The organism is Pantoea sp. X-Soil-TKNS-1279, from assembly GCF_059730565.1.
This window is the reverse complement of sequence record NZ_AP035948.1, coordinates 4,099,157-4,122,437: the sequence shown is the minus strand read 5'-3', so window position 1 is coordinate 4,122,437 and position 23,281 is coordinate 4,099,157. Positions and strand designations below refer to the sequence as shown.

21 protein-coding genes and 1 riboswitch are annotated in these 23,281 nt (G+C 57.5%); of the genes, 13 read left to right on the top strand and 8 right to left on the bottom strand.

Annotated elements, in window-relative coordinates:
• Positions 1-19 precede the first annotated feature (19 nt).
• The gene (locus tag AC6I8N_RS19320) at positions 20-199 is read right to left on the bottom strand and encodes a hypothetical protein (protein ID WP_036626739.1); all 180 of its coding nucleotides are present in this window, start codon (positions 197-199) and stop codon (positions 20-22) included.
• Between AC6I8N_RS19320 and AC6I8N_RS19315 the strand changes: the two genes are divergently transcribed.
• Positions 198-1,262: a dipeptidase gene (locus AC6I8N_RS19315; RefSeq protein ID WP_497829714.1), complete on the top strand. Its 1,065-nt coding sequence runs from the start codon at positions 198-200 to the stop codon at positions 1,260-1,262. The two genes, AC6I8N_RS19320 and AC6I8N_RS19315, sit on opposite strands and share 2 nt — an antisense overlap.
• A 2-nt stretch (positions 1,263-1,264) precedes the next feature.
• Positions 1,265-2,179 (top strand): LysR family transcriptional regulator, encoded by a 915-nt coding sequence (locus tag AC6I8N_RS19310; RefSeq protein WP_497829713.1) that lies wholly within the window; start codon positions 1,265-1,267, stop codon positions 2,177-2,179.
• Between the two features lie 702 nt (positions 2,180-2,881).
• Here the strand turns inward: AC6I8N_RS19310 and AC6I8N_RS19305 are convergent.
• Both AC6I8N_RS19305 and AC6I8N_RS19300 read right to left on the bottom strand, forming a co-directional pair.
• Positions 2,882-4,234 (bottom strand): MFS transporter, encoded by a 1,353-nt coding sequence (locus AC6I8N_RS19305; protein ID WP_497829712.1) that lies wholly within the window; start codon positions 4,232-4,234, stop codon positions 2,882-2,884.
• Between the two features lie 173 nt (positions 4,235-4,407).
• Positions 4,408-5,310 (bottom strand): GntR family transcriptional regulator, encoded by a 903-nt coding sequence (locus AC6I8N_RS19300; protein WP_208724367.1) that lies wholly within the window; start codon positions 5,308-5,310, stop codon positions 4,408-4,410.
• 135 nt (positions 5,311-5,445) lie between these two features.
• Here AC6I8N_RS19300 and AC6I8N_RS19295 point away from each other — a divergent pair, with 135 nt between their 5' ends.
• Entirely contained in the window at positions 5,446-6,474 is a 1,029-nt protein-coding gene (locus tag AC6I8N_RS19295; protein ID WP_021184948.1) for a zinc-binding alcohol dehydrogenase family protein, read from the top strand.
• Between the two features lie 112 nt (positions 6,475-6,586).
• On the opposite strand, the gene AC6I8N_RS19290 is transcribed toward AC6I8N_RS19295, so the two are convergent.
• Positions 6,587-7,504 (bottom strand): nucleoside hydrolase, encoded by a 918-nt coding sequence (locus tag AC6I8N_RS19290; protein WP_497829711.1) that lies wholly within the window; start codon positions 7,502-7,504, stop codon positions 6,587-6,589.
• Positions 7,505-7,634: 130 nt separating this feature from the next.
• Positions 7,635-7,710: riboswitch (Fluoride riboswitch) on the top strand.
• A gap of 91 nt (positions 7,711-7,801) precedes the next feature.
• On the opposite strand from AC6I8N_RS19290, the gene crcB reads away from it, so the two are divergent.
• On the top strand, positions 7,802-8,179 hold the full coding sequence (gene crcB, locus AC6I8N_RS19285; protein ID WP_021184944.1) for a fluoride efflux transporter CrcB: 378 nt from the start codon (positions 7,802-7,804) through the stop codon (positions 8,177-8,179).
• Between the two features lie 107 nt (positions 8,180-8,286).
• Positions 8,287-9,102, top strand: coding sequence for a sugar phosphate isomerase/epimerase family protein (locus tag AC6I8N_RS19280; RefSeq protein WP_208724366.1), 816 nt, complete (start codon positions 8,287-8,289; stop codon positions 9,100-9,102).
• On the opposite strand, the gene AC6I8N_RS19275 is transcribed toward AC6I8N_RS19280, so the two are convergent.
• The 3 genes from AC6I8N_RS19275 to AC6I8N_RS19265 form a co-directional block, all read right to left on the bottom strand.
• The gene (locus AC6I8N_RS19275) at positions 9,099-9,704 is read right to left on the bottom strand and encodes an alpha/beta hydrolase (protein WP_021184942.1); all 606 of its coding nucleotides are present in this window, start codon (positions 9,702-9,704) and stop codon (positions 9,099-9,101) included. The two genes, AC6I8N_RS19280 and AC6I8N_RS19275, sit on opposite strands and share 4 nt — an antisense overlap.
• 11 nt (positions 9,705-9,715) lie before the next feature.
• A complete protein-coding gene (locus tag AC6I8N_RS19270) occupies positions 9,716-10,657 on the bottom strand; it encodes a glutathione S-transferase family protein (protein ID WP_497829710.1) in 942 nt (313 codons plus the stop codon).
• A 99-nt stretch (positions 10,658-10,756) separates the two neighbouring features.
• Complete coding sequence (locus AC6I8N_RS19265; RefSeq protein WP_021184940.1) at positions 10,757-11,656, bottom strand: LysR family transcriptional regulator; 900 nt, start codon at positions 11,654-11,656, stop codon at positions 10,757-10,759.
• A 188-nt stretch (positions 11,657-11,844) separates the two neighbouring features.
• On the opposite strand from AC6I8N_RS19265, the gene AC6I8N_RS19260 reads away from it, so the two are divergent.
• On the top strand, positions 11,845-12,960 hold the full coding sequence (locus tag AC6I8N_RS19260) for a GNAT family N-acetyltransferase (RefSeq protein ID WP_497829709.1): 1,116 nt from the start codon (positions 11,845-11,847) through the stop codon (positions 12,958-12,960).
• Here the strand turns inward: AC6I8N_RS19260 and AC6I8N_RS19255 are convergent.
• Positions 12,957-14,789 carry an ABC transporter ATP-binding protein gene (locus AC6I8N_RS19255; protein WP_497829708.1) on the bottom strand — a complete coding sequence of 611 codons (1,833 nt, stop codon included), beginning with the start codon at positions 14,787-14,789 and terminating at the stop codon, positions 12,957-12,959. The two genes, AC6I8N_RS19260 and AC6I8N_RS19255, sit on opposite strands and share 4 nt — an antisense overlap.
• Before the next feature lie 63 nt (positions 14,790-14,852).
• Here AC6I8N_RS19255 and AC6I8N_RS19250 point away from each other — a divergent pair, with 63 nt between their 5' ends.
• The 7 genes from AC6I8N_RS19250 to kdpB all read left to right on the top strand — a co-directional run bounded on the left by AC6I8N_RS19250 (position 14,853) and on the right by kdpB (position 23,280).
• Positions 14,853-15,359: a GNAT family N-acetyltransferase gene (locus tag AC6I8N_RS19250; protein ID WP_497829707.1), complete on the top strand. Its 507-nt coding sequence runs from the start codon at positions 14,853-14,855 to the stop codon at positions 15,357-15,359.
• Between the two features lie 370 nt (positions 15,360-15,729).
• Entirely contained in the window at positions 15,730-17,124 is a 1,395-nt protein-coding gene (locus AC6I8N_RS19245; protein ID WP_415173624.1) for an MFS transporter, read from the top strand.
• A complete protein-coding gene (locus AC6I8N_RS19240; RefSeq protein ID WP_021184935.1) occupies positions 17,105-18,064 on the top strand; it encodes a 2-hydroxyacid dehydrogenase in 960 nt (319 codons plus the stop codon). Before AC6I8N_RS19245 ends, AC6I8N_RS19240 begins: the two co-directional genes overlap by 20 nt.
• 116 nt (positions 18,065-18,180) lie before the next feature.
• Entirely contained in the window at positions 18,181-19,347 is a 1,167-nt protein-coding gene (locus AC6I8N_RS19235; RefSeq protein WP_497829706.1) for an HD-GYP domain-containing protein, read from the top strand.
• Positions 19,348-19,455: 108 nt separating this feature from the next.
• Complete coding sequence (gene kdpF / locus AC6I8N_RS19230) at positions 19,456-19,545, top strand: K(+)-transporting ATPase subunit F (protein ID WP_071783594.1); 90 nt, start codon at positions 19,456-19,458, stop codon at positions 19,543-19,545.
• Positions 19,545-21,224, top strand: coding sequence for a potassium-transporting ATPase subunit KdpA (gene kdpA, locus AC6I8N_RS19225; RefSeq protein ID WP_497829705.1), 1,680 nt, complete (start codon positions 19,545-19,547; stop codon positions 21,222-21,224). Before kdpF ends, kdpA begins: the two co-directional genes overlap by 1 nt.
• A gap of 7 nt (positions 21,225-21,231) precedes the next feature.
• Positions 21,232-23,280 carry a potassium-transporting ATPase subunit KdpB gene (kdpB, locus tag AC6I8N_RS19220; RefSeq protein WP_497829704.1) on the top strand — a complete coding sequence of 683 codons (2,049 nt, stop codon included), beginning with the start codon at positions 21,232-21,234 and terminating at the stop codon, positions 23,278-23,280.
• Position 23,281 lies beyond the last annotated feature (1 nt).

Genomic DNA, 23,281 nt, shown 5'->3' with positions numbered 1-23,281 from the left:
AACTCCAACTTATTGATTATTAAAATAAAAAAATTATTATTTGCTGTTTTTTGTCTTGACATTCCCGCCGGGCAGGAGGATTAATAACAGGCATTAAGCCTTTTGTTTCATACGCAGCCGCTTGCCCTGTTTCGGTGCATTGCGCCCCATCAACTGGCAGCGTTTGCGCTTTCCCCTGAACAAGAAACGGATACAACATGTCTGACTCGCCGAACGCCAACCGGATTGCCATCCCGGTTTTTGATGGTCACAACGATGTCCTCAACAAACTGTGGCAACACCATCAGCCCGATGCCGTGAATGTTTTTTTCAACGGCACTGAATCAGGCCAGATGGACTTTCCCCGCATCCGGCACGGAAATATGGTAGGTGGGATTTTTGCCACCTGGGTGCCATCACACCCGCTAGTTGCAAGAAGTGCGCCAGACCTCTCAGATTTTCCTCATGAAATTATCAGCACTGCGCGCGATGCCACCTTCTCCATGCTGGCGTTATTGCTGCGGATTGAGCAGGCGTCGCAGGGCCAGGTAAAAATCTGCCGCAGCGTGCGTGATATTCGTGAATGCATGAGTAAAGGGGTTTTGGCGGTGGTGATGCATGTTGAAGGGGCGGAAGCGCTGGATACGCATGGCGAGCTGCTGGACATCCTCTACGCCAGCGGGTTACGTACCCTGGGGCCGCTATGGAGCCGTCCGAACCAGTTTGGCAACGGCGTCCCCTTCCGTTATCCCTCCTCGCCTGATATCGGCAATGGTCTGACGGCGGCAGGTAAACAACTGGTGCGTGACTGTAACCAGCGCCGCATCATGGTGGATCTGTCACATATGGATGAAAAAGGTTTCTGGCACACCGCTGAGATCAGCGATGCGCCGCTGGTGGCGAGCCACTCCAATGCGCATGCGCTGAGTGCCCAGTCACGCAATCTCACCGATCGTCAACTGGCAGCGATTGCGGAAACTCAGGGTTTTGTCGGCGTGAACTTTGCGGTGCCGTTCCTGCGTGAAGACGGCGATCGTCACGCGCCCACCACGGTGGATGCCATCGTGCGGCATGTGGAATATCTGCTGGAAAAAGTGGGTGAAGATGGCGTCGGCTTTGGTTCCGATCTGGATGGCGCGACCATGCCGGGCGATATGAAAGACGTGGCCGGTTTCCCGCTGGTGGTGGATGCGTTAGCGGCGCGCGGTTATTCGCAAGAGTTGCTGGAGAAAATTTGCTACGGCAACTGGCTGCGTGTGCTTGAAGCCACCTGGGGCGAATAATCGTGCGATTGCGACATATTGAGGTGTTTCAGGCGATTGTGCAGACCGGCAGCATCAGCGGTGCGGCGCGCCTGCTTAATGTGTCGCAGCCGAATGTCAGCCGGGTGTTGAACCACGCCGAGCAGCAGCTTGGTTTTGCGCTGTTTGAACGGCGCGCCCAGGGGATGATTGTGACGGCGGAAGGGCGGCGTTTGCTGCCGGAAGTGGAAGAACTGTATCAACGCTTACAGTCCATTACCGAGCTGACGGAGCAACTGCGGCGTGGCGAAGGACAGACAGTGCGCGTTGGTGCGGCGCATGCTTTTGGTCAGATGGTGCTGGCCCCGGCGCTGGTCACCTGGCGACAACAGGCGGCATCGGTCAGCGTGGAGTTGGTCACCGAACATTTCAGCACCCTGTGTCGCAGCATCCTCGATAATCAGCTCGATTTCGCGCTGGTATTTGGTCAGCAGGTGGATGCTGACCTGCTGGCGGAACCTTTGTTTCAATCCTCAATGGTGGCGCTACTGCCGCTGCATCATACCCACAACGAACCGGTCACCCTTGAATGGCTGTGCGCCAATAACCTGCTGATGATGCAAAGCCAGGACCCGTTGGGCCGTGTGCTGCATCGCGCGCTGCGGGATAAGGGGTTAAATCCGGGGGTGTCGTTGTCGATTAAAACCTACTCGGTGATTGCCGACATGGTGCTGGCGGGCGGCGGCGTAGGGATCGTGGATCTGTTTACCGCCTGTCGTTATGCCGATCAGCTGAAGCTGCTGCCAGTGGCACAGCCGTTGCCGTTTGAGGTGATGCTGATTAGCCGGCGTGACCGGCCTCAGTCGCAATCGACCCTGCAACTGAAACAGGTGATTCGTAATAAGTTGTGGGAGATTGCGCGGCAGTGTGAATCACGGTTTTTTACGGTGAAACCTTAGGGGGGCGTTTGCACTTGCGTGATTTCGTTCGCCACAGGCTGAAGTAGTTTCAGTTCGCCGGTGCGGCGACCGAGCAAAGGGCGCCTGGCCGCGCCCTCTGCACTCCCCGGCCCTGCGCCAGCCTCCCTCGCCGCTACGCGGTACCTTCGCTCATTCATGCTGCCGACGGACCGGCGTCGATTCGCTCCTGCTCAACGCCGCCTTTCGCCGCATCCATGCGGCTCATCCTGGCAGCATTCATTCGCTCAGCGAGTCCGGATGGCGCCCCACCCCCGCTGCATGCCTTTTACTTATCTGTTTTTTTCTTTTCGCTTTTATTTTTTGTGTTTTGTTTTCTGTTTTTTGTTTTTTCTGCGGTCTTTCAGACGGTGGGGGGCGGCATCCGCAGCGCCGAGCGCAGAGGGAAGGCCAGGCCGAGCCGCATGGATGCGGCGAGAGAGCGGAATGAGCCAGGGATGGCGAATCTGCGCGTGCCGTAAGGCCTGAGTGATAAGCGAGGGAACAGCGCGGAGCGCTGCGCGAGGACGGCGCAGGGCGCGGATTGTTAAGGCCCGCGCCCTCGGGCCTTAACCCGTCCGCCTGCACGTTGCAGCTGAAACTCCACAATGCCTGGCGGGCGGAACCTACTCAGAGTTAAACCGCTGCTGGCGGGCGGAACCTACTCATAGTCAAACCGCTGCGGCGGGCGGAACCTTTCCAGAATCAAACCCCATCCGTAATCGGTTTACGCACCAACAACAGATACGCCAGCGCCCCTACCACCGTCACACCGGCACAAATCATCAGCGCCAGGCTGAAGGATTTGGTGGTGTCCAGCACCCAACCGGTAACAATCGGCGCGAACGAAGCGAACACAAAGCTGGCAAAGTTCTGGATACTGCCGACCGACGCCGTCATGCGTGCAGTCACGTTGGCATGAATCAATCCCCAGCAGGACGTACCGGCAAAATGGATACAGAACAGCGCCATCCCAATCAGCGTCACCGCGCTGGTGGTGTCAGTGGCACGGGTGACGAAGGCGGTAAATGCCGCTGACAGCAACATGCCGCTGACAATGCTCACCTTACGCACCTTCACTGCATTTATCCCACGACGCACCAGCGCATCCACCACATAGCCGTTGAGCAACATCCCGGCGGCACCGAACAGGAACGGAATCGCCGCCAGTAAACCGGTGCTTTTCAGGTCGAGGTTATAGGTGGATTGCAGGTAGCCCGGCAGCCAGGCGATATACAGCCACGCGGTGTAGTTGATGCCGCTGAAACCAATCATCATGCCCCACATGGTGCGTTGCTTAAACAGACCACGCCACTCGGCAAAACTGATCGGCTCCTTGCGTGATGCCACGCTACCCGCCTGTAAATAATGGATCTCTTCTGCGCTCAATTTGTTGTTGTCGCGATCGCGGTAGGTCAGATACCAGCCGATAGCGAGGAACATCCCCAATACGCCGATGGTGACAAACATACCGCGCCAGCCCAGCACCAGCATCATCGCTGCCAGAATGGGCGGGGCAATCGAAAGGCCAATCATCGAGGCGGCGTTAAACATCCCCATCGGCATACCGCGATCTTTGATGTTGAACCAGTCGTTGATCACCTTCACGCCGCACGGGTTCATCGGCGCTTCGCCAATACCCAGGCCAATACGCACGAGGATAAATTGGGTGAAGTTATGCACCATACCGGCGGCGGCCTGGAACAACGACCAGAAGAACATGCCAATCGCCAGCATAATGCGCGGGCCTTTGCGGTCCAGCAGTGCACCGCACGGCAGCTGCGCCAGACCATACGCCAGCGAAAACGCTGACAACAGTACGCCAATCTCGGTGGCCGACAAACCCAGCTCGCCGCGAATGGTCATATTGGCGACGGACAGGGAACTGCGGTCAAGATAGTTAATAATGGCGGCGAACAGCAGCAACAACATCGCTGTCATCTGAATCTTTCTGATGCGCGGTGAGCGCACCACATCGCCGCGTGAAGGGACAAATTCGCGTCCATCTGCGGCTGGGGCTGGCGCTGTCTCGCGACCACGAGCCGACGTATTTTCCATTGCAACCTCCCGGATCTGGGTACTTATCGTTATCAGTCAGTGTGGGGTTCTGTGGTCGCCAACCGATGCGACCTCAACAGATGGTTCCGAGACTAGAAGCAAAGATGACAGGATGTTGCAAAGATGTTTCTGATTCGTGCGGGAGCTAATGCTTTGTGGTTTTTAATCGGTTTTTAATTGTACTGACGGATCGAGCGGATCATCGAGGTTTTGGCGGTGTCGAGATGGGCATGCAATGCACACAGCGCTTCCACATCCTGACGGCTAATCAACGCGGTGAGGATCGCCATATGTTCCTCCAGTGCCACGATATTACGCTGCTTTAAATCGCTTTCATCCCATTGATAATGCGAGTGAAAAATCACCGAGATGATCTCCAGCGATTGATTAAAAAATGGGTTGTTGGCGGCGGAAAGAATCAACGAATGCATCTCCTTATCCAGTGCGGCGAAGTGGCGGTAATCGCTGGCAATGGTGTCTCGCATCGCACGGTGCCGGTCGAGTAAATCGCGTGCCTGAATCCAGCGCTCATCCTCCGATGCCAGATTGAGAAAGCGATTTAACGCGTGGGTTTCCAGCATTTCACGCAGCTCAAACAGTTTTTCCGCGTAATTCTGGTCGAACTTTTTCATGCGCCACTGACCGCGCTTCACCGGCTCCAGCAGGTTGTAGCGCATAAAACGCAGCAAAAATTCACGCACCACCACCGGGCTGACCTTCACCCGCTGCGCCAGTTGCAGCTCGGTAAAGGTATCACCCGGCATCAGTAGCCGCTGGTTGATCAAATTAAAAAATGCCTGCTCAAATTGCGTGGCCTGCTGCTCAATCGGTGGAGTGAGGGCACTGAAGCCATCTTCATCGCTGGGGTTACGCACGATGACATACGTCTCATCCACTTTATCCAGAATGCCGCGCTGGTGCAGGTAATGCAGGGTGTGGCGCACCGTGGTACGGCTGATATTGAACATCTCCGCCAGCGCCGCCTGCGGGGGTAAAGGCGAACGGATATGGCGCTGCGCGATGCCTTCCAGCATTTGGTTGATAACGTTCTGACGCAGATTCTGGCTTCGGCTCATAACAGGCTCCGGTTTTTTATTTATTAAAAACCATCGAAAGCCCAAAAAAATCGTTCTGTCTCACACTTTTGCGTGCGCAACAAGCCGTTAACATCGATTCTCGCCATAACTGTGACATCAGCACAGGAGAAACCTATGACAAGCATGAAAACCCTGGTGGTGGCGGAACCGCGTAGCATGGTGTGGCAGCAGCGTGCCAGACCGACCCCGGCCGCCCACGAGGTTCTGATCAAACCGATTACCGCCGGGATTTGCGGCACCGATATCCATGCCTGGGCGGGGAACCAGCCGTTTTTCAGTTATCCACGCGTGTTGGGCCATGAGCTATGCGGCGAAGTGGTGGCGCTGGGCGCTGAGGCGAGCGGCTTTACGCCGGGGCAACGTGTGGCGTTGATCCCGTACGTCGCCTGCCAGCAGTGCGACGCTTGTCAGAGCGGCAAAACCAACTGCTGTGAAAACATCTCGGTGATTGGCGTGCATCAGGATGGTGGTTTCTGTGAACTGCTCAGCGTACCGCAAAACAATTTACTGGCGGTGGATGATGTCGCACCGGAAGCGGCAGCCTTGATCGAGCCATTCGCCATCAGCGCCCACGCGGTGCGCCGGGCTGCGGTGATGCCGGATGAGCAGGTGCTGGTGGTCGGTGCCGGGCCGATTGGCCTGGGTGTGGCGGCAATTGCCGCAGCAGCGGGCGCGCAGGTGGTGGTGGCGGATACCAGCGAGCAGCGGCGGGCGCATGTCGCGCAGCAACTGGGGCTGGCAACCATCAACCCGCTGGATGCGGATTTTGACGCCACGCTGCGCGCGCAGTTCGGTGGACGCCTGGCAGCCAAAGTGATCGATGCCACCGGCAGCCCGGCAGCAATGAACGGCGCGGTAAAACTGATTCGTCACGGCGGCACTATTGTGTTTGTCGGCCTGCACAAAGGCGACCTGGTGATCCCCGATACCGAATTCCACAAAAAAGAAACCACGCTGATGGGCAGCCGCAATGCCACGCGCGAAGATTTCGACAAAGTGCGCGCACTGATGGCGAGCGGCCAGTTACGTGCTGACATGATGCTCAATCGGCATTATGACTTCTCCACCCTGGCGGAAACCTTTGAACCCGAGGTGATCAACAATCGCGAACTCATCAAAGGCGTCATTCACTTCGCCCGTTAAGTTTTCATCGGGCACCGCACCGTGGGTGTGCGGTGCCGCAAAAATCGCGTGATAAATCACGCCGCTACAGGCCATCAATCATCCCAGTAGCGGCGCGATTTATCGCGCGTCTTTACGCCTGCAATGTGGCGAAAAAGTGCTGGCGCACTGCGTCAGCCTCCACCCCAAGACACAGGCGCTGGGCACGCAACCCGGCAAAGGGATCATGGCGTGAGGCGAGGGCGTTGAGGCGGCGTAACGTCTGCCCGCTGCTGATACCTTCCGTCACCACGCGTACCGGCGCTTCCGTGACGTGAAAGGCGTGCGGCAGTGCCAGCCAGGAAAGGGTCAGGGTGTCGTGCAGTGCCATACCCGCAAACCCCTCTTTTTCCAGGCTATACGCCAGATAGGGACGGCAGATGGCGCTCAACACCGGTTGATTAAGTTGATGTACTTCATTTGCGGTAATCAACACCTTATGGGTGACATCCAGCGGCAGTACCACCACTTTTAACGCCGAGGACAGCACCTGGTCGGCGGCATGCGGGTCTTTCCAGATATTGAACTCGGCGAACGGCGTAACGTTGCCGCTGTGTCCGTCGGTGCCGAATGCGCCACCCATGATCACCAACTCTTTCACCAGCGGAATAATATCCGGGGCCTGATTGATTGCGCTGGCAATATTGGTCAGCGGGCCAATCGCCACCAGGGTGATGGCATGCGGGTGAGCGCGCACGCTGTCGATAATAAATTGTACCGCGCTGGGGGCCTGATCGCTGTGTGGGTTAGGGAAGGCATCGCCCAAACCATCTTCCCCATGCAGACGCGCCGGTTCAGAAGGGGTCAGCGCCAGCGGACGTGAACACCCGCGATACACCGGGGCATCAATAGTCATTTTCTCGCAAAACAGCCGGGCGTTTTTCACCGCCTGGCCCACCGGAACATTGCCAAATACCGTGGTGATACCCAGTAATTTCTGGGTGCGCGCGGCATACGCCAGCGCAAAGGCGTCATCCACGCCGATATCGGTATCAAAAATCAGGGTGCGCATGAGGATCTCCAGTTAATCGCTGCCGTCCAGGTTAAAACATAAATGTGTTGGGTGATACACCAATTTGTCCGGACGATTACCTTGCGCAACGTCACATATTGTTTGCCAGCGCCAGCCATCGTATTATCAACCCCCTCAAGGTGATGGCGTGCCACCTTCCCCAACCGCCGTTCTGGCAACAGACGGCTGATGACGCCTGACAACACTCTTATCCCTGCGCGGGAGACGGCGGTGTGTCAGGTGTTTTTCTGTCCTGCCGCGGCCCTGCGCGTTTCAAACATCAGGAGCTACACATTTATGTTGAAGTCGCTGTTGGCTGTTATGCTCGGTGGTGCCGTGGGTTGTACACTGCGCTGGCTGATTTCCCTCCGTTTTAACACGCTATTCCCCAATCTGCCGCCCGGCACCTTAATGGTGAATCTGATTGGTGGATTTATTATTGGTGCTGCACTGGCCTGGTTTTTAAAGAATCCACAGCTTGATCCGGCCTGGAAATTGCTGATTGTCACCGGTTTGTGTGGCGGTTTGACCACCTTCTCCACCTTCTCGGCAGAAATTGTCGTGCTGATCCAGGCAGGCAAATATTTCTGGGCGATGTCGAGCGTGATGGTGCATGTGATCGGTTCTTTATTGATGACCTTTGCCGGTTTCGCCGTGGTCAATCTGCTGGGCTAAACGGAGCGCTTGAAATAACCTTTAAGAGGTAGATACTGGTCAGAGTTCTGTGCGTGTGACGCACAGAACGTGTCACCGATTTATCCGGACGATTAAGGAGCACGTTGATGAGTAGTCACCCCAAATTCCTTAACCTGGTGTTGTTAAACGGTGAGCCCGAAGAGAAATTGCGAGCAGCGCATGCCGCGGGCTTTGATCAGGTTGAAATCTGGCGTGAAGATGTTCAGGCCAGCGCGCAGGGTACCCTGGCGCTGGCGCAATTGGCCGCTCAGCAGCAGCTTACGTTTACCAACTTGCAGGTATTACGCGATTTTACCGGTGCGCCGGATCGTGAACGTCAGCAGAAACGCGAAGAACTGCGTCAGTTTATTCAGGTCGCTCAGGCGCTGGGCTGTGACACCATTCAGGCACCGGCCACCACGCGTGAAGATTGCCTCGCGGAACGTATCGATGAGGATTTGCAGTGGATGGCGTCGGAAGCCGCGCGCTACAAAATGCGTATCATGTACGAGCCAATGGCGTGGTGCAGCGTCGATAACACCCTGCCGCTGGCGTGGGAGCGCCTGCAACGGCTGGATCAACCCAACATTGGTTTGGTGGTCGATCTGTTCCACATCTGTGCGCGGGGCGGCGATGCTTCGCAGCTGGATGGTATCCCCGCCGATCGCATCTATGAAGTGCAGCTGTGCGATATGGCGGCACTGCCGCCGCAGAACAATGACGCCATTATCGATATTGCACGTCATCAGCGTTTATTACCGGGTGACGGCATCATCGAAGTGGAGCGTTTTGTCGATAAGCTGAAAAGCGCCGGTTACAACGGCCCGGTTGGCATCGAGGTGTTTAACGATGCGTTAAAAGCGCAGCCACCGGCAGTGGCGGCGCAACAGGCGTGGACTGCGCTGAATCGCTACTGGCCTTAATCCTGCAAACATTGCGCGATAAAGGCAGCCGCCTGCATCGCGCCCTGCGAAGAAATGGTGTGGCCGGTGGCCGGTTCAAAACGTGTTTCCAGCGTCACACCCGCGGTTTTCAGGCGCAGCGCGGCGGATTCGCTCTCGGTCCAGGGGATCACGCCGTCAGCGTGGCCGTGGATCAACAGCGCAGGCGTCAGCGGCTGCGGCGTCAGGGCACCGTCAAAGGCCAGACGGCCAGAGAATGCCACCACACCCGCCAGCGGATGACGACCCGACGCCAGCGCATCCAGCGCCATAATCGACCCCTGCGAAAAGCCCACCAGAATCACTTTATCCCAGGCATCGGTAAAGCCATGCTGTGCCATTAATTGCTGTAGCGTGGCATCGAACGCAGCGCGCGCTTCACGCACCCGTGCCGGACGGTTTTCCACGGTGACGCCGTTCAGGCTAAACCACTGATAACCCATGCCGTGTTCAAACGGATAAGGCGCATTCGGTGAGGCGAACGCCACATCCGGCAACAGGCTGGCCCAATGCTGGCCGAGTACCGCCAAATCGTCACCATTGCTGCCGACGCCGTGCAGAAAAATCACTAACGCTTTTGCCATCTTACCGCTCCTTAAAAACCGTATTCCGCCATATCCGGGCCAACCGGCACGATACCATTCGGGTTCAGTGCTTTGATGGAATAGTAGCCCTGTTTGATATGGTCGATATTCACTGTCTGACGCACGCCGGACACCGACAGCATACTCTTCAGGTAACGATCGAGCAGCGGATAGTCGCGCAGGCGGCGCAGGTTGCATTTGAACAGGCCGTGGTAAGCTGCGTCAAAGCGGATCAGCGTCACAAACAGGCGGATATCGGCTTCGGTCAGGCGCTCACCCAGCAGGAAAGTACGGCCATCGCTCAGGCGTTCCTCCAGCTCATCCAGTTGGCTGAAAACATCCTGAAATGCCTGCTGATAGCTGATTTGCGTGGTGGCGAAACCGGTGCGATACACGCCGTTATTCAGACGCGGATAGATCGATTCGTTGATCGCATCGATCTCGCTGCGCAGATCCTGCGGATACAGATCGAGGCTGTTATTGGCCAGATCGCCGAATCCGCTGTTCAGCATCCGCAGGATGTCGGCGGATTCGTTATTCACAATGGTTCCGGTTTTTTTGTCCCACAACACCGGCACAGTGGCACGACCGGTGAAATCAGACGCGGCGCGGGTATACAGCTCGTGCAGATATTCGGCGTTATTCAGCGTATCGCGATCGGCGCCGGGATAATCGCCGAAATGCCAACCCTGGTCACCCAGTTGTGGCTCCACCACCGACACGCTGATTACCTGCTCCAATCCTTTGAGGTTGCGGGCAATCAGGGTACGTGAAGCCCACGGGCAAATCAGCGCCACATAGAGGTGATAGCGATCCGGCTCGGCGGCAAACTCGCTGGAACCATCGGCGGTGATCCAATGGCGAAAACTGGATGTCTGACGGACAAAGCCGCCCTGTTTATCGGTGGCCTGTACCGGATGCCACTCTGCGCTCCACTTACCGTTTACCAACATCGCTCTGCTCCTCTGTGGTGATGTTGGTTAGCTTAACCCGCTGCCGGATGGGTGATAATCCGGGCAAAATGGCTTTCATTGCTTCCAGAATGGAAGGAATCAGCCCGGTGGATAATGACGGAAATGCTCGGCGAGAAAGTCGATCAGCAGACGGGTTTTCTGTGCCAGATGGCGGGCCGGAGGATAAAGTGCAAACAGGCCGAGCGGCGGGGTGGCAAAGGCATCCAGCAGCGAGACGATCTCACCGCGTTGCAGGGCCGGCGCGGCGATAAAACCCGGTAAGCGCGCGATGCCCAGCCCGGCCAGTGCCGCCTGTAAACAGGCTTCGGTATTGGAAAAACACAGGCGACCGCGAATTGGCATATTAACGCTATCGCCGCATGGGGTGACGAACGGCCAGTGCCAGGGATCGCGGAAATTGGTGTCGCTGATACATTGGTGTGCCGCCAAATCGCGCCAGTGCTGCGGCGTGCCGTGTTGCTGGAGATACCCCGGCGAAGCCGCCACGCGCACCGGCACATCACCGAGGCGGCGGGCAATCAGGCTGCTGTCATCCAGCTTGCCAATCCGAATCGCCATATCAAACCCTTCATCGACGATATTCACCGCCCGATCGGAGAAGTTCACGTCCAGTTCGATTTGCGGATAAGTGCGGGCGAACTCCACCAGCACGCTGGCGAGCACGGCGGTGCCAAAGGTGCCGGGGGCGCTGATCTTCAGGCGTCCGGTGGGAGTCGTTGCGCTTTCACGCACCGTGGCATCGAGGGTATCGAAGGCTTCCAGCAGGCTTTTTACCCGTTCGTAATAAGCGCGCCCCACTTCAGTGGGAGAGAGGGCGCGTGTGCTGCGTTTAAACAACTGCACACCCAGCTCCTGCTCCAGTTTGGATACCAGCTTTGACGCCTGGCCGCTGCTGGTGCCAAGCCGCGCGGCGGCACCGGCAAAGCTGCCGACTTCCAGCACGGCAACAAACATACGGTCACAATCAAGACGATCCATGACGTTTCCTGATGGCAAACAAAAGCGGAGTATATAACGTCTGATGGATCCGTAGCGGCGCGATTTATCGCGCGCTTTTTTCCGGTACAGCGCTCTGGTTTAAGTTCGCATTCGGTGCGCTGCACCTTTCCCCCGGCGGCAAAACCTGTTTGACTACAGGTTTGCTGTTATCTGGCCGGGAGCCGTGGATGTCCTTGCTTCACCTGTCATCGCTGGCGGAGATTAGCGCCGCCGCGTGGGATGCATTGTTACCTGACGATCAACCGTTTTTACGCCACGCTTTTTTGCTGACGCTGGAAGAGAGCGGCAGCGTGCGGCCGGAAAGTGGCTGGCAGCCGGATCACCTTATCTGGCGCGAACAGGGTGAAGTGCGTGCCGCGCTGCCGGGCTATCGCAAACGCAATTCGTGGGGCGAATATGTGTTCGATCACGCCTGGGCCGATGCCTGCCAGCGGGCGGGCATTCCTTATTATCCCAAATGGCTGGGGGCGATTCCGTTCAGCCCGGTGACCGGTGCGCGCCTGCTGGGCGATGCCGCCCCACTAATCGCACAGTTACCGGATTACCTGCGTCAGCACGGTCTGAGCAGCGCCCATATCAACTTCACCACGCCGCACGCCAATGCCTTGCTCGAACAGGCCCCGGACTGGCTGGCACGTCTTGGCATTCAGTATCACTGGCACAACCGGGGCTACCGGGATTTCCAGGATTTTCTCGATACCCTGATGTCGCGTAAACGTAAACAGCTACGCAAAGAACGCGAGCAGGTGGCGAGTAACGGCTTTGCTTTTGACTGGTATCGTGGCGATCAACTGCGTGAAGATCAGTGGGATTTTATTTATACCTGCTACGCCAATACCTATGCGGTACGCGGTCAGCGTCCCTACCTGACGCGGGATTTTTTCAGCCTGCTGGCCGAACGGATGCCGCACAGCATCCGGGTGTGCATCGCTTCGCTGCAACGACAGCAGGCAGCGATGGCGTTCTGCCTGGTGGATGGTGAGACGTTGTATGGCCGCTACTGGGGCTGCCTGGCGGAGTTTGACCGGCTGCACTTCGAAACCTGTTTTTACCAGGGAATGGACTACGCGATGGCCGAGGGGTTAGCGCGCTTTGATGCGGGTGCGCAGGGCGAACACAAACTGGTGCGAGGCTTCGAGCCGCAGGTCACCCACTCGTGGCATTATCTCAGCCATGCGGGGTTACGGGCGGCGGTGGACGATTTTCTGCAACAGGAGCGGGCAGGGATACGCGCCTGGGAGGTTGAGGCGCGCGACGCCCTGCCGTATCGACGCGGCGATTAATCCACGCCGACAAAACCTCCGGTCTGATGCTGCCACAGGCGCGCGTACAAACCGTTGTGCGCCAGCAGCTCGCGGTGATTACCCATCTCGACAATTTGCCCCTGCTCCAGCACCACCAGACGGTCCATTTTGGCAATGGTGGAGAGACGATGGGCGATGGCAATCACCGTTTTGCCCTGCATCAGCGTTTCCAGACTCTCCTGAATGGCCGCTTCGACTTCCGAATCCAGCGCTGAGGTGGCCTCATCCATGATTAGAATCGGCGCATCTTTGAGCAGCACGCGAGCGATGGCGATACGCTGGCGTTGCCCTCCCGACAGCTTCACGCCACGTTCGCCGACGTGCGCATCCAGCCCGGTGCGGCCCTGCGGGTCAGACAGCAGCGGAATAAACTCGTCGGCACGCGCACGGCGAATCGCCTGCATCAGCTCCGCTTCGGTGGCATCCGGGCGGCCATACAACAGGTTTTCGCGAATTGAGCGGTGCAGCAGCGAGGTGTCCTGGGTGATCATGCCAATCTGACCACGCAGGCTTTCCTGGGTGACGTTGGCGATGTTCTGGTCGTCAATCAGGATGCGGCCACCGTTCAGGTCATACAGCCGCAGCAGCAAATTCACCATCGTCGATTTACCGGCACCGGACGGGCCGATCAGACCAATTTTCTCCCCCGGCTTGATGTTAAGGTTGAGGCGATTGATCACCTGACGACCGCCGCCGTAATCGAAGCGCACATCCTCAAAACGGATCTGGCCGCGCGTCACCTGCATCTGCTGTGCGGCGGGCGCGTCCTGCACGCTGAGCGGCTGGGAAATGGTGTTCAACCCATCCTGCACCATGCCGATATTTTCGAAGATGCCGTTCACCACCCACATGATCCAGCCGGACATGTTTACCAGGCGAATCACCAGGCCGGTTGCCAGCGCAATCGCGCCGACGCTAATCAGCGACTGGCTCCATAACCACAGCGCCAGACCGGACGTGCTGACAATCAACAGTCCGTTAAGGGTCGACAGCGTGATATCCATGCTGGTGACCATGCGGCTGGCGTGCTGGGTTTTGTCGGTTTGCTCCTGAATCGCTTCGCGCGCATAACGTTTTTCCAGATCGTTATGGGCGAACAGCTTGATGGTGGCGATATTGGTGTAGCCATCGACAATGGTGCCCATCAGCTTCGAGCGCGCCTCGGAAGACACCACCGAACGCTGTTTCACGCGCGGCACAAAGAAACGCAACGACAGGCTATAGGCGACCAGCCAGATAATCAGCGGGATCATCAGCCGCCAGTCGGCCTCGGCAAACAGCACCAGCGAGGTGATGGCGTAGATCAAAACGTGCCAGATGGCATCCACCAGTTGCACCGCCGAATCACGCAGCGAGTTACCGGTCTGCATAATGCGTTGCGCGATACGTCCGGCAAAATCGTTCTGGAAAAAGTTCAGGCTCTGGCGCAGCACGTAGTTATGATTTTGCCAGCGGATCAGGCTGGTCATGCTGGGGCTGATGCTTTGATGCACCAGCAGATCGTGCAAGGCAATCACGATGGGGCGGAAAATTAGCGCCACCGCTGCCATCCACAGCAAAATCTGCCAGTTATCAGTAAACAACGTCGCCGGAGTCGAGTGGTTAACCAGATCGATAATGCGGCTGAGGTAGCTGAACAGCGCCACTTCAATCAGTGCCTGCGCCAATCCAACAATCAGCAGGGCGAGAAAACTCGGCCAGACCTGACGCAGATAGTAGAGATAAAACGGCCAGACAGTGGAAGGGGGAGAATCCGTTGGTGCATCCTGGAAAATATTGATAAAACGTTCAAAACGGCGATACAGCATAGCGTCACTCTTTCCGTCTCATTGAATCATTCAGCTTAGTGTAATTTCCAGGAGAATAGCGATATGGATTTGATTATCCGTGGCCGTGAACCGCGTGATGCGGCGGCATACCAAAGGTTGTTTAGCCAACCGGCGGTTTATGAATGGACCACGCAGCTACCCTTTCCCAGCGTTGCTACCTGGGAGAAAAAATTTGAGAAAATGGATGCGGAAGGCTTCATTGCGTTTGTGGCTGAAATCGACGGCAACCTGGTGGGGGAGCTGACGTTATTTGTTGAACATCGGCCCCGCACCCGCCACAGCATCAGCTTTGGCATCAGCGTTGACCCGGCATTCAGTGGGCGCGGTATCGGTGAAAAACTGATCCGTACCGGCATGGATTACGCCTTTAACTGGCTGGGTGTGCAGCGTATGGAGCTGGAGGCGTTTCACGATAACCAGCGTGCACTGCGCCTGTACCAGCGTCTCGGTTTTCAGCACGAAGGGGTGCGGCGTAAAGCCTGCCTGCGAAATGGCGAGTACCACGATATCGTGGTGATGTCGGTGTTGCGGGAAGAGTGGGCGCAATGAATTGCGCCGCTACCGATCACACCGGTCCGTAGCGGCGCGATTTATCGCGCGGATTTTTCCCACAGCGCACACGAAATTGCGCCGCTACGTAATGTGTTAGCCTGCTCATAGTTGCATCACGAATGATTTTCTTCGACCTGGCGCACACTCCCGGCTTTTGCTGCCGGAAGATTTAGGGTTCTGTGCAGCACCGCACCCTCCTTTGTGGCATCCGCCAAAACGCGTGCGAAATTCCCCCTGCAATTCCCCCATCCGCACAATGACCGCGCCATGTCCGGCTCTCTATATTTTCTCAACAGGGAAATTTAAGCGGTATTCCTGAATACATCATCCGGGGCAGGAGGCTCCCCCTGATTAAGGAATTCACCCCATGTCACAACAAAAAAACGCTGGCCGTACCAGCCATGTCCGTATCTGGGTCCTGATGTTGATCCTGTTTCTTTCCGTCGTGGCCTACGCCGACCGCTCGATCCTGTCGATCTCTGGTTCAGCGATCAAAGAGGAGTTTGGGCTATCGGCGATCCAACTGGGGCTGATCCTCTCCGCCTTTAGCTGGGCCTACGTGATCGGCCAGATTCCCGGAGGATTGTTCCTCGATCGCTTCGGCACCAAAAAGGTTTATGGCGTAACGCTGGCGCTCTGGTCGCTTGCCACCATTGCGATGGGTTTTGTTGGTGAGTTTTCCAGCGGCATGACGGCGGCGCTGGCGCTGATGTTTGCGTTGCGCTTTGTCCTCGGTCTGATCGAGGCACCCAGCTTTCCGGCCAACGCTCGCGTGGTGATCATGTGGTTCCCCAGCGCGGAACGTGGGCGCGCCTCGTCGCTCTTCAGCTCGGCGCAATATTTTGCCGTGGCGATCTTCTCACCGCTCTCCGGCTGGCTGGTTTCGCGCTATGGCTGGGAGTGGCCGTTCTTTGTGCTGGGCGGCATCGGCGTGCTGGCGGTGTTTGTCTGGGCGGCGTACATGCGCAGCCCGAAACAGCACCCGCAGGTGTCGGAAAACGAACTGCGCCATATCGTGGATGGTGGCGCGCTGGTGGACATCGATGCGGCGCAAACGCTCAAAGCCCGCCCGGCACTGAGCAAAGCGATGTTCAAAAAACTGCTCAGCAACCGGATGCTGTGGTGCGCCTACATCGGTCAGTACTGCATCATCGCGCTGAGTTACTTTTTTATCACCTGGTTCCCGATCTACCTGGTGCAGGCGCGCGGCATGAACATTCTTGATGCCGGGTTTGCCACCATTGCTCCGGCGTTGTTTGGTTTTGCCGGTGGCATCAGCGGGGGCTTCATCTCGGATAAGCTGCTGGCGCGTGGCTGGAGCATCTCCTGGGCGCGTAAAACGCCCTATATCGTCGGCATGCTGATGGCGGCGACGCTGATTCTCGCGGCGGTGATCCCGAGCAACGTCGGCATCATCGCCATCATGTCCTTCGCCTTCTTTGGCAAAGGGGTCGCCGCCGGAGCGGGTACCTGGACGATAGTCAGCGATACCGCGCCGAAAGAAGCGGTGGGCCTGGCCGGTTCGATCTTCAACGGCATCGGCAATATCGCGGGTTTTCTCACGCCGCTGCTGTTCGGCATCATCGTTGGCGTGACCGGTAGCTATAGCATCGGCCTGGTGTTTGTGGGCGCGCACTGCGTGGTCGCTGCCTTGCTGTTCTGGCTGGTGATGGGACCGATCGAACGTGTCGGCGAGGAGCAGGAATCTGGCGTTACATCGTATGAAAAACAGGGGAAAGAAGATGGCATCAACGCAGTTTAAGGTATTGATGAAAGGTCCGTTACTGCCGGTACGCTTGCAGGACAACCTGGATGCGCAGTTTACCACTTACCGCCTGTGGCAGCAGGATGATCAGGCCGCCTGGTTGGCACAGCACGGCGCGGAAATTGACGCGCTGGTTACCAGCGGCAACGCGTTGATGGGCGCCAGCGCCGAGTTGATGGACCAACTGCCCAACCTGAAAGTGATTTGCAGCAACGGTGTGGGCTATGACGCCATCGACATCGCAGCAGCCGAGGCGCGCGGTATCGTGGTGACCAACACTCCTGGTGTGCTCAACGCCTGCGTCGCCGACACCGGCATGGCGCTACTGCTCGATGTAGCACGCCGGATCAGTGCGGCGGATCGTTACACGCGCGCAGGACAATGGCAGAGCCAGGGGCGTTATCCGCTCACCACCAAAGTGGGGGGCAAGGTGTGCGGCATTGTCGGCTTGGGGGGCATTGGCAAAGCGCTGGCGAAGCGCGCCCAGGCCTTTGATATGGATATTCATTACTACAATCCACGTTCACGGCCGGATGTCCCTTATACCCGCCATGATTCGTTGTTGTCGCTGGCACAGCGCGCCGACTTTTTGGTGCTGACGCTGCCGGGTGGCGCGGCGACCCATCATCTGGTGGATGCCGGGGTACTGCGTGCGCTCGGACCCAAAGGCTTTCTTATCAACATCGCACGCGGCAGCGTGGTGGATGAACAGGCGCTGATCGCCGCGCTGGAAGCCGGTGAAATCGCCGGGGCCGGGCTGGACGTGTTTGAACAGGAACCCGCCGTTCCCGCGGCGCTGCGCCAGCGTGATGATGTGGTCATCACCCCGCATCTCGCCAGCAGCACCGAGGAGACGATGGCGGCGATGGCAGATTTGGTATTTGAAAATCTGCTGGCCTTTGCACAAGGCGAAGCGGTACTGACCAGGGTGGTTTGACCGAAGTAGCGGCGCGATTTATCGCGCCATTCCGCAGATCGCACAAAACCGCCTGAAGATATTTTGTTCAGCTGCCGATATCTCTCTACCATCCACTGATATTAAGGAGAGATATCGTGATAAAGCTGATAACCGTTGACGAACTGCGGCCGGGGATGTTTGTCCACAAACTGGAGGTGTGGTGGATCAAAGACAAACGCATTCGCAACCAGATGCTGATCACTGATAAACGCCAGATCGCCTGGATCCGTAATGAAGGGATCCTTGAAGTCTGGATCGATCTTGATAAATCGGTGCAGGCACCACAGAAGCCACCTGAACCGAAAAAAGAAATTCCGCAAACGCCGTTTTTTCACGAAATTGACCAGGCGCAGGCGATCTTTACCCAGGGTAAACCCCAGGTGCTGGCAATGTTCAACGAAGCGCGCCTTGGGCAGGGCCTCGACCTCAACTATACCCTGAACCTGGTGGACGAAATCGCCGGATCGCTGACGCGTGAACCCACCGCGTTACTCAGCATGGCGCGCTTGAAAAACCATGACGACTACACTTATCTGCACTCGATGGCGGTATGTGGTTTGATGATTTCGCTCGGTAAAAAACTCGGGCTGGATGAACAACAGCAGCGGCGCGTAGGCATGGGCGGATTGCTGCATGATGTCGGCAAGGCGGCGGTGCCGCTGGAGATTCTCAACAAACCTGGCAGGCTCACCCCGGAAGAGATGGCGATCATGCGCCAACATCCGATTGTCGGCGCGCAGATGCTGATGGAAGCCGACGCGGATGAGGATTTACTGGATATTACGCTCCATCATCATGAAAAAATGGATGGCAGCGGCTATCCGCATGGCCTGAAAGGGGAAGAGATCAGCCTTTTTTCACGTATGGCAGCGGTGTGCGACGTGTACGATGCCGTGACCTCCGATCGCCCCTACCGTAAAGGCTGGACCCCGGCTGAAGCGATGCACAACATGCTGAGCTGGCGTGGCCACTTCGATATCAAATTGCTGCAAACCTTTGTGCGTTCCATTGGTATCTATCCGGTGGGATCGCTGGTGCGGCTGGCCTCCGGGCGAGTAGCGCTGGTGGTACAAGCCGGTGAGCAATCGCTGTTGAAGCCGAAAGTGCATGTCTTCTGGTCGCTGCATGCGCAGCGGGAAATCAAACCAGAAGAGCTTGATCTCGGCGACAGCTTTTGTACCGACAGCATCACCGGTGCCGAAGACAGCAGCATGTGGCATAACATCGATCTCAATCGTATCTGGGCGCTGGAAAGCGCCTGATTTTCGACCATTTTTATACTTTTTTTACGCCCGCCAATCGCCTTTTTACCTCTTCTTTATATCGTCGCGTGCATGCTTGCAGCACAACCAAATCCTCTGGAGGTCGCTGTGAGTGTGGGCGTGATAACCGGCATCGTGCTGGTGTTTTTATTACTGGGCTATCTGTTTTATGCCCTGCTTAACGCGGAGGCATTCTGATGGCTGCCAATGCATTTCTGCTGATCGCGGTGTATTTGCTGGTGCTGATGGTGCTGGCGCAGCCGCTTGGGCGTTATCTGACGGTAATGATTAACGATAAGCCGCTACTGCCACGAATCGAACGTGTGCTGTGGCGCGTGGTAGGTGCGGAAGATGACGCGATGCGCTGGCCGCATTATCTGCTGGCGATTCTGCTGTTCAACATCCTCGGCGGTATTTTGTTGTTTGTGATCCTGATGGCTCAAGGCGCATTGCCGCTTAACCCTCAGCATCTGCCCAGTCTGAACTGGGACCTGGCACTGAACACCGCCATCAGTTTTATCACTAACACCAACTGGCAGGCTTACGGTGGTGAAAGCACCATGAGTTATTTCAGCCAGATGGCAGGCTTGACGGTACAAAACTTCCTGTCAGCAGCGACCGGGATTGCGGTGGCGTTTGCACTGATTCGAGGTTTTGCCAATCGCTCACTGGCGACGTTAGGTAACGCCTGGCGCGATTTGACCCGCATCACCGTTTATGTGCTGCTACCCATCAGCCTGTTGCTGGCCTTGTTTTTCGTCAGTCAGGGCAGTATCCAGAATTTCGAACCCTATCACGCCCTTACCACCCTGGAAGGTGGAAAACAGACTCTGGCACTGGGACCCGTTGCTTCACAGGAAGCCATCAAAATGCTTGGCACCAACGGCGGCGGTTTCTTCAACGTCAACTCCGCACATCCGTTCGAGAACCCCAATGCGCTGACCAACTTCGTGCAGATGCTGAGTATCTTCCTGATCCCGGCGGCGCTGTGCTTCGCGTTTGGTCAGCAGGTGGGCGATCGTCGTCAGGGGCATATGTTGCTGTGGGCGATGACGCTGATGTTTGTGCTGGCAGTGGTCACCATTATGTGGGCTGAGCTGCGCGGCAATCCGCATTTCCTGACGTTGGGTGCAGACAGTGCCATCAACATGGAAGGTAAAGAAACACGATTTGGCATTCTCAACTCCAGCTTGTTTGCCGCCATCACGACTGCGGCTTCATGCGGAGCAGTGAATGCGATGCACGACTCCTTCACCGCGCTGGGCGGCATGGTGCCGATGTGGTTGATTCAACTGGGTGAAGTGGTGTTCGGCGGCGTGGGGGCCGGGTTGTACGGCATGTTGTTGTTCGTGCTGCTGGCGGTGTTTATCGCGGGCCTGATGATTGGCCGTACCCCGGAATTCCTCGGTAAAAAAATCGACGTCTGGGAGATGAAGATGACCGCGCTGGCGATTCTGGTGACGCCGACGTTGGTGTTGATCGGCACGGCGCTGGCGATGATGACCGAAGCGGGCCGGGCCGGTATGGCTAACCCCGGCACCCACGGTTTCAGCGAGGTGCTGTACGCCGTCTCTTCGGCTGCCAACAACAACGGCAGCGCCTTTGCCGGTTTGAGCGCCAACACGCCATTCTGGAACCTGCTGCTGGCGGTCTGCATGTTCGTTGGTCGCTTCGGCATCATCATTCCGGTGATGGCGATTGCCGGTTCGCTGGCGGTGAAAAAAGTGCAACCGGTGGGTAACGGGACACTGCCGACGCACGGCCCGCTGTTTGTCGCCCTGCTGATTGGCACCGTGCTGCTGGTGGGTGCGCTGACTTTCATCCCCGCACTGGCGCTTGGTCCGGTGGCGGAACATCTGCAATTAATTCAGGGATAACGGAATCATGAGTCGTCAACAACTGGCCCTGTTTGATGCGCGACTGACGCGCGTCGCTATGCTGGATGCGGTGAAAAAACTCGATCCACGCGTGCAGTTTCGCAACCCGGTGATGTTTCTGGTGTGGCTCGGTAGCGTGCTGACCAGCGTACTGGCGATCGGCATGGCCGCAGGGCAATTAAACGATAGCGCCGGTTTTACCGCCGGGGTGGCGGTCTGGCTGTGGTTTACCGTGCTGTTCGCCAACTTCGCGGAAGCGCTGGCGGAAGGGCGCAGCAAAGCCCAGGCCAACAGCCTGAAAGGGGTGAAAAAAAGCGTCGATGCGAAAAAACTGGCGGAGCCGCACTACGGAGCCGCCTGGAAAGCCGCGTCGGCGGATAGCCTGCGCAAAGGCGATGTGGTGCTGGTGGAAGCGGGTGACATCATTCCGTGCGATGGCGAAGTGCTGGAAGGGGGGGCGTCGGTGGACGAAAGCGCCATTACCGGCGAATCGGCCCCGGTGATCCGTGAATCCGGCGGTGATTTTGCCTCGGTGACCGGCGGCACGCGCATACTTTCCGACTGGCTGGTGATCCAGTGCAGCGTTAATCCGGGGGAAACCTTCCTCGACCGCATGATCGCTATGGTGGAAGGTGCCAAACGCCGTAAAACCCCGAATGAAATTGCGCTGACCATTCTACTGGTGTCGCTCACCATCGTGTTCCTGCTGGCGACCGTCACGTTGTGGCCATTCTCTGCCTGGGGCGGTACGCCGGTCAGCATCACCGTGCTGGTCGCGCTGCTGGTGTGCCTGATCCCCACCACCATCGGTGGCTTATTGTCGGCAATCGGCGTGGCGGGGATGAGCCGTATGCTCGGCGCGAATGTTATCGCCACCAGTGGCCGTGCGGTGGAAGCGGCGGGTGACGTTGATGTTTTGATGCTGGACAAAACCGGCACCATCACCCTCGGCAACCGTCAGGCGACGCAGTTCCTGCCAGCGCCCGGCGTCAGCGAACAGCAACTGGCCGATGCAGCGCAACTGGCCTCGCTGGCGGATGAGACGCCTGAAGGGCGCAGCATTGTGGTACTGGCGAAGCAGAAGTTTAATCTGCGTGAGCGTGACCTCAGCAGCATGGGGGCCAGCTTTATCCCGTTCTCAGCGCAAACGCGGATGAGCGGCGTGAACGTGCAGGATCGCCTGATTCGTAAAGGGGCGGTGGATGCGGTGCGCCGCCATATCGAAGCCAGCAATGGCCGCTTCCCGGCGGAGGTGAATGCCGCGGTGGAAGAGGTGGCGCGTGCCGGTGGCACGCCGCTGGTGGTGGCGGAAGGTGCTCAGGTTTTGGGCGTGGTGGCGCTGAAAGATATCGTAAAAGGTGGCATCAAAGAGCGTTTTGCCGAACTGCGCAAAATGGGCATCAAGACCGTGATGATCACCGGTGATAACCCGTTAACCGCCGCCGCGATTGCGGCTGAAGCGGGCGTGGACGATTTTCTCTCGGAAGCGACCCCGGAAGCCAAGCTGGCGCTGATTCGCCAGTATCAGGCGGAAGGGCGGCTGGTGGCGATGACTGGCGATGGCACCAACGATGCCCCGGCACTGGCGCAGGCTGATGTCGCGGTGGCGATGAACTCCGGCACCCAGGCGGCAAAAGAAGCGGGCAATATGGTCGATCTCGACTCCAACCCGACCAAGCTGCTGGAGGTGGTGCACATCGGGAAACAGATGCTGATGACACGCGGCTCACTGACCACCTTCAGTATCGCCAACGACGTGGCGAAATATTTCGCCATCATCCCGGCAGCGTTTGCCGCCACCTATCCGCAGCTCAACATGCTGAATGTGATGCAGCTGCACTCCCCCAACTCCGCCATTTTGTCTGCGGTAATTTTTAACGCGCTGGTGATTGTGTTCCTGATCCCACTGGCCCTGAAAGGGGTGAGCTACCGCCCGCTGAGTGCCGCTGCGTTGCTGCGCCGCAACCTGTGGATTTACGGGGTGGGTGGGCTGGTGGTGCCGTTTATCGGCATCAAAGCGATTGATGTGTTGCTGACCCTGTTGGGCTTGGCGTAAG

Excerpts from the sequence above, each read along its gene's own strand:
- AC6I8N_RS19300 (WP_208724367.1), bottom strand. The coding sequence starts at position 5,310 with ATGAGCCGAAGCCAGAATCTGCGTCAGAACGTTATCAACCAAATGCTG.
- kdpA (WP_497829705.1), top strand. The coding sequence starts at position 19,545 with ATGGCTGCCAATGCATTTCTGCTGATCGCGGTGTATTTGCTGGTGCTG.
- AC6I8N_RS19315 (WP_497829714.1), top strand. The coding sequence starts at position 198 with ATGTCTGACTCGCCGAACGCCAACCGGATTGCCATCCCGGTTTTTGAT.
- AC6I8N_RS19305 (WP_497829712.1), bottom strand. The coding sequence starts at position 4,234 with ATGGAAAATACGTCGGCTCGTGGTCGCGAGACAGCGCCAGCCCCAGCC.
- kdpB (WP_497829704.1), top strand. The coding sequence starts at position 21,232 with ATGAGTCGTCAACAACTGGCCCTGTTTGATGCGCGACTGACGCGCGTC.
- AC6I8N_RS19295 (WP_021184948.1), top strand. The coding sequence starts at position 5,446 with ATGACAAGCATGAAAACCCTGGTGGTGGCGGAACCGCGTAGCATGGTG.
- AC6I8N_RS19270 (WP_497829710.1), bottom strand. The coding sequence starts at position 10,657 with ATGTTGGTAAACGGTAAGTGGAGCGCAGAGTGGCATCCGGTACAGGCC.
- AC6I8N_RS19250 (WP_497829707.1), top strand. The coding sequence starts at position 14,853 with ATGGATTTGATTATCCGTGGCCGTGAACCGCGTGATGCGGCGGCATAC.
- AC6I8N_RS19280 (WP_208724366.1), top strand. The coding sequence starts at position 8,287 with ATGAGTAGTCACCCCAAATTCCTTAACCTGGTGTTGTTAAACGGTGAG.
- AC6I8N_RS19255 (WP_497829708.1), bottom strand. The coding sequence starts at position 14,789 with ATGCTGTATCGCCGTTTTGAACGTTTTATCAATATTTTCCAGGATGCA.
- AC6I8N_RS19260 (WP_497829709.1), top strand. The coding sequence starts at position 11,845 with ATGTCCTTGCTTCACCTGTCATCGCTGGCGGAGATTAGCGCCGCCGCG.
- crcB (WP_021184944.1), top strand. The coding sequence starts at position 7,802 with ATGTTGAAGTCGCTGTTGGCTGTTATGCTCGGTGGTGCCGTGGGTTGT.
- AC6I8N_RS19290 (WP_497829711.1), bottom strand. The coding sequence starts at position 7,504 with ATGCGCACCCTGATTTTTGATACCGATATCGGCGTGGATGACGCCTTT.
- AC6I8N_RS19245 (WP_415173624.1), top strand. The coding sequence starts at position 15,730 with ATGTCACAACAAAAAAACGCTGGCCGTACCAGCCATGTCCGTATCTGG.
- AC6I8N_RS19240 (WP_021184935.1), top strand. The coding sequence starts at position 17,105 with ATGGCATCAACGCAGTTTAAGGTATTGATGAAAGGTCCGTTACTGCCG.
- AC6I8N_RS19320 (WP_036626739.1), bottom strand. The coding sequence starts at position 199 with ATGTTGTATCCGTTTCTTGTTCAGGGGAAAGCGCAAACGCTGCCAGTT.
- AC6I8N_RS19275 (WP_021184942.1), bottom strand. The coding sequence starts at position 9,704 with ATGGCAAAAGCGTTAGTGATTTTTCTGCACGGCGTCGGCAGCAATGGT.
- AC6I8N_RS19265 (WP_021184940.1), bottom strand. The coding sequence starts at position 11,656 with ATGGATCGTCTTGATTGTGACCGTATGTTTGTTGCCGTGCTGGAAGTC.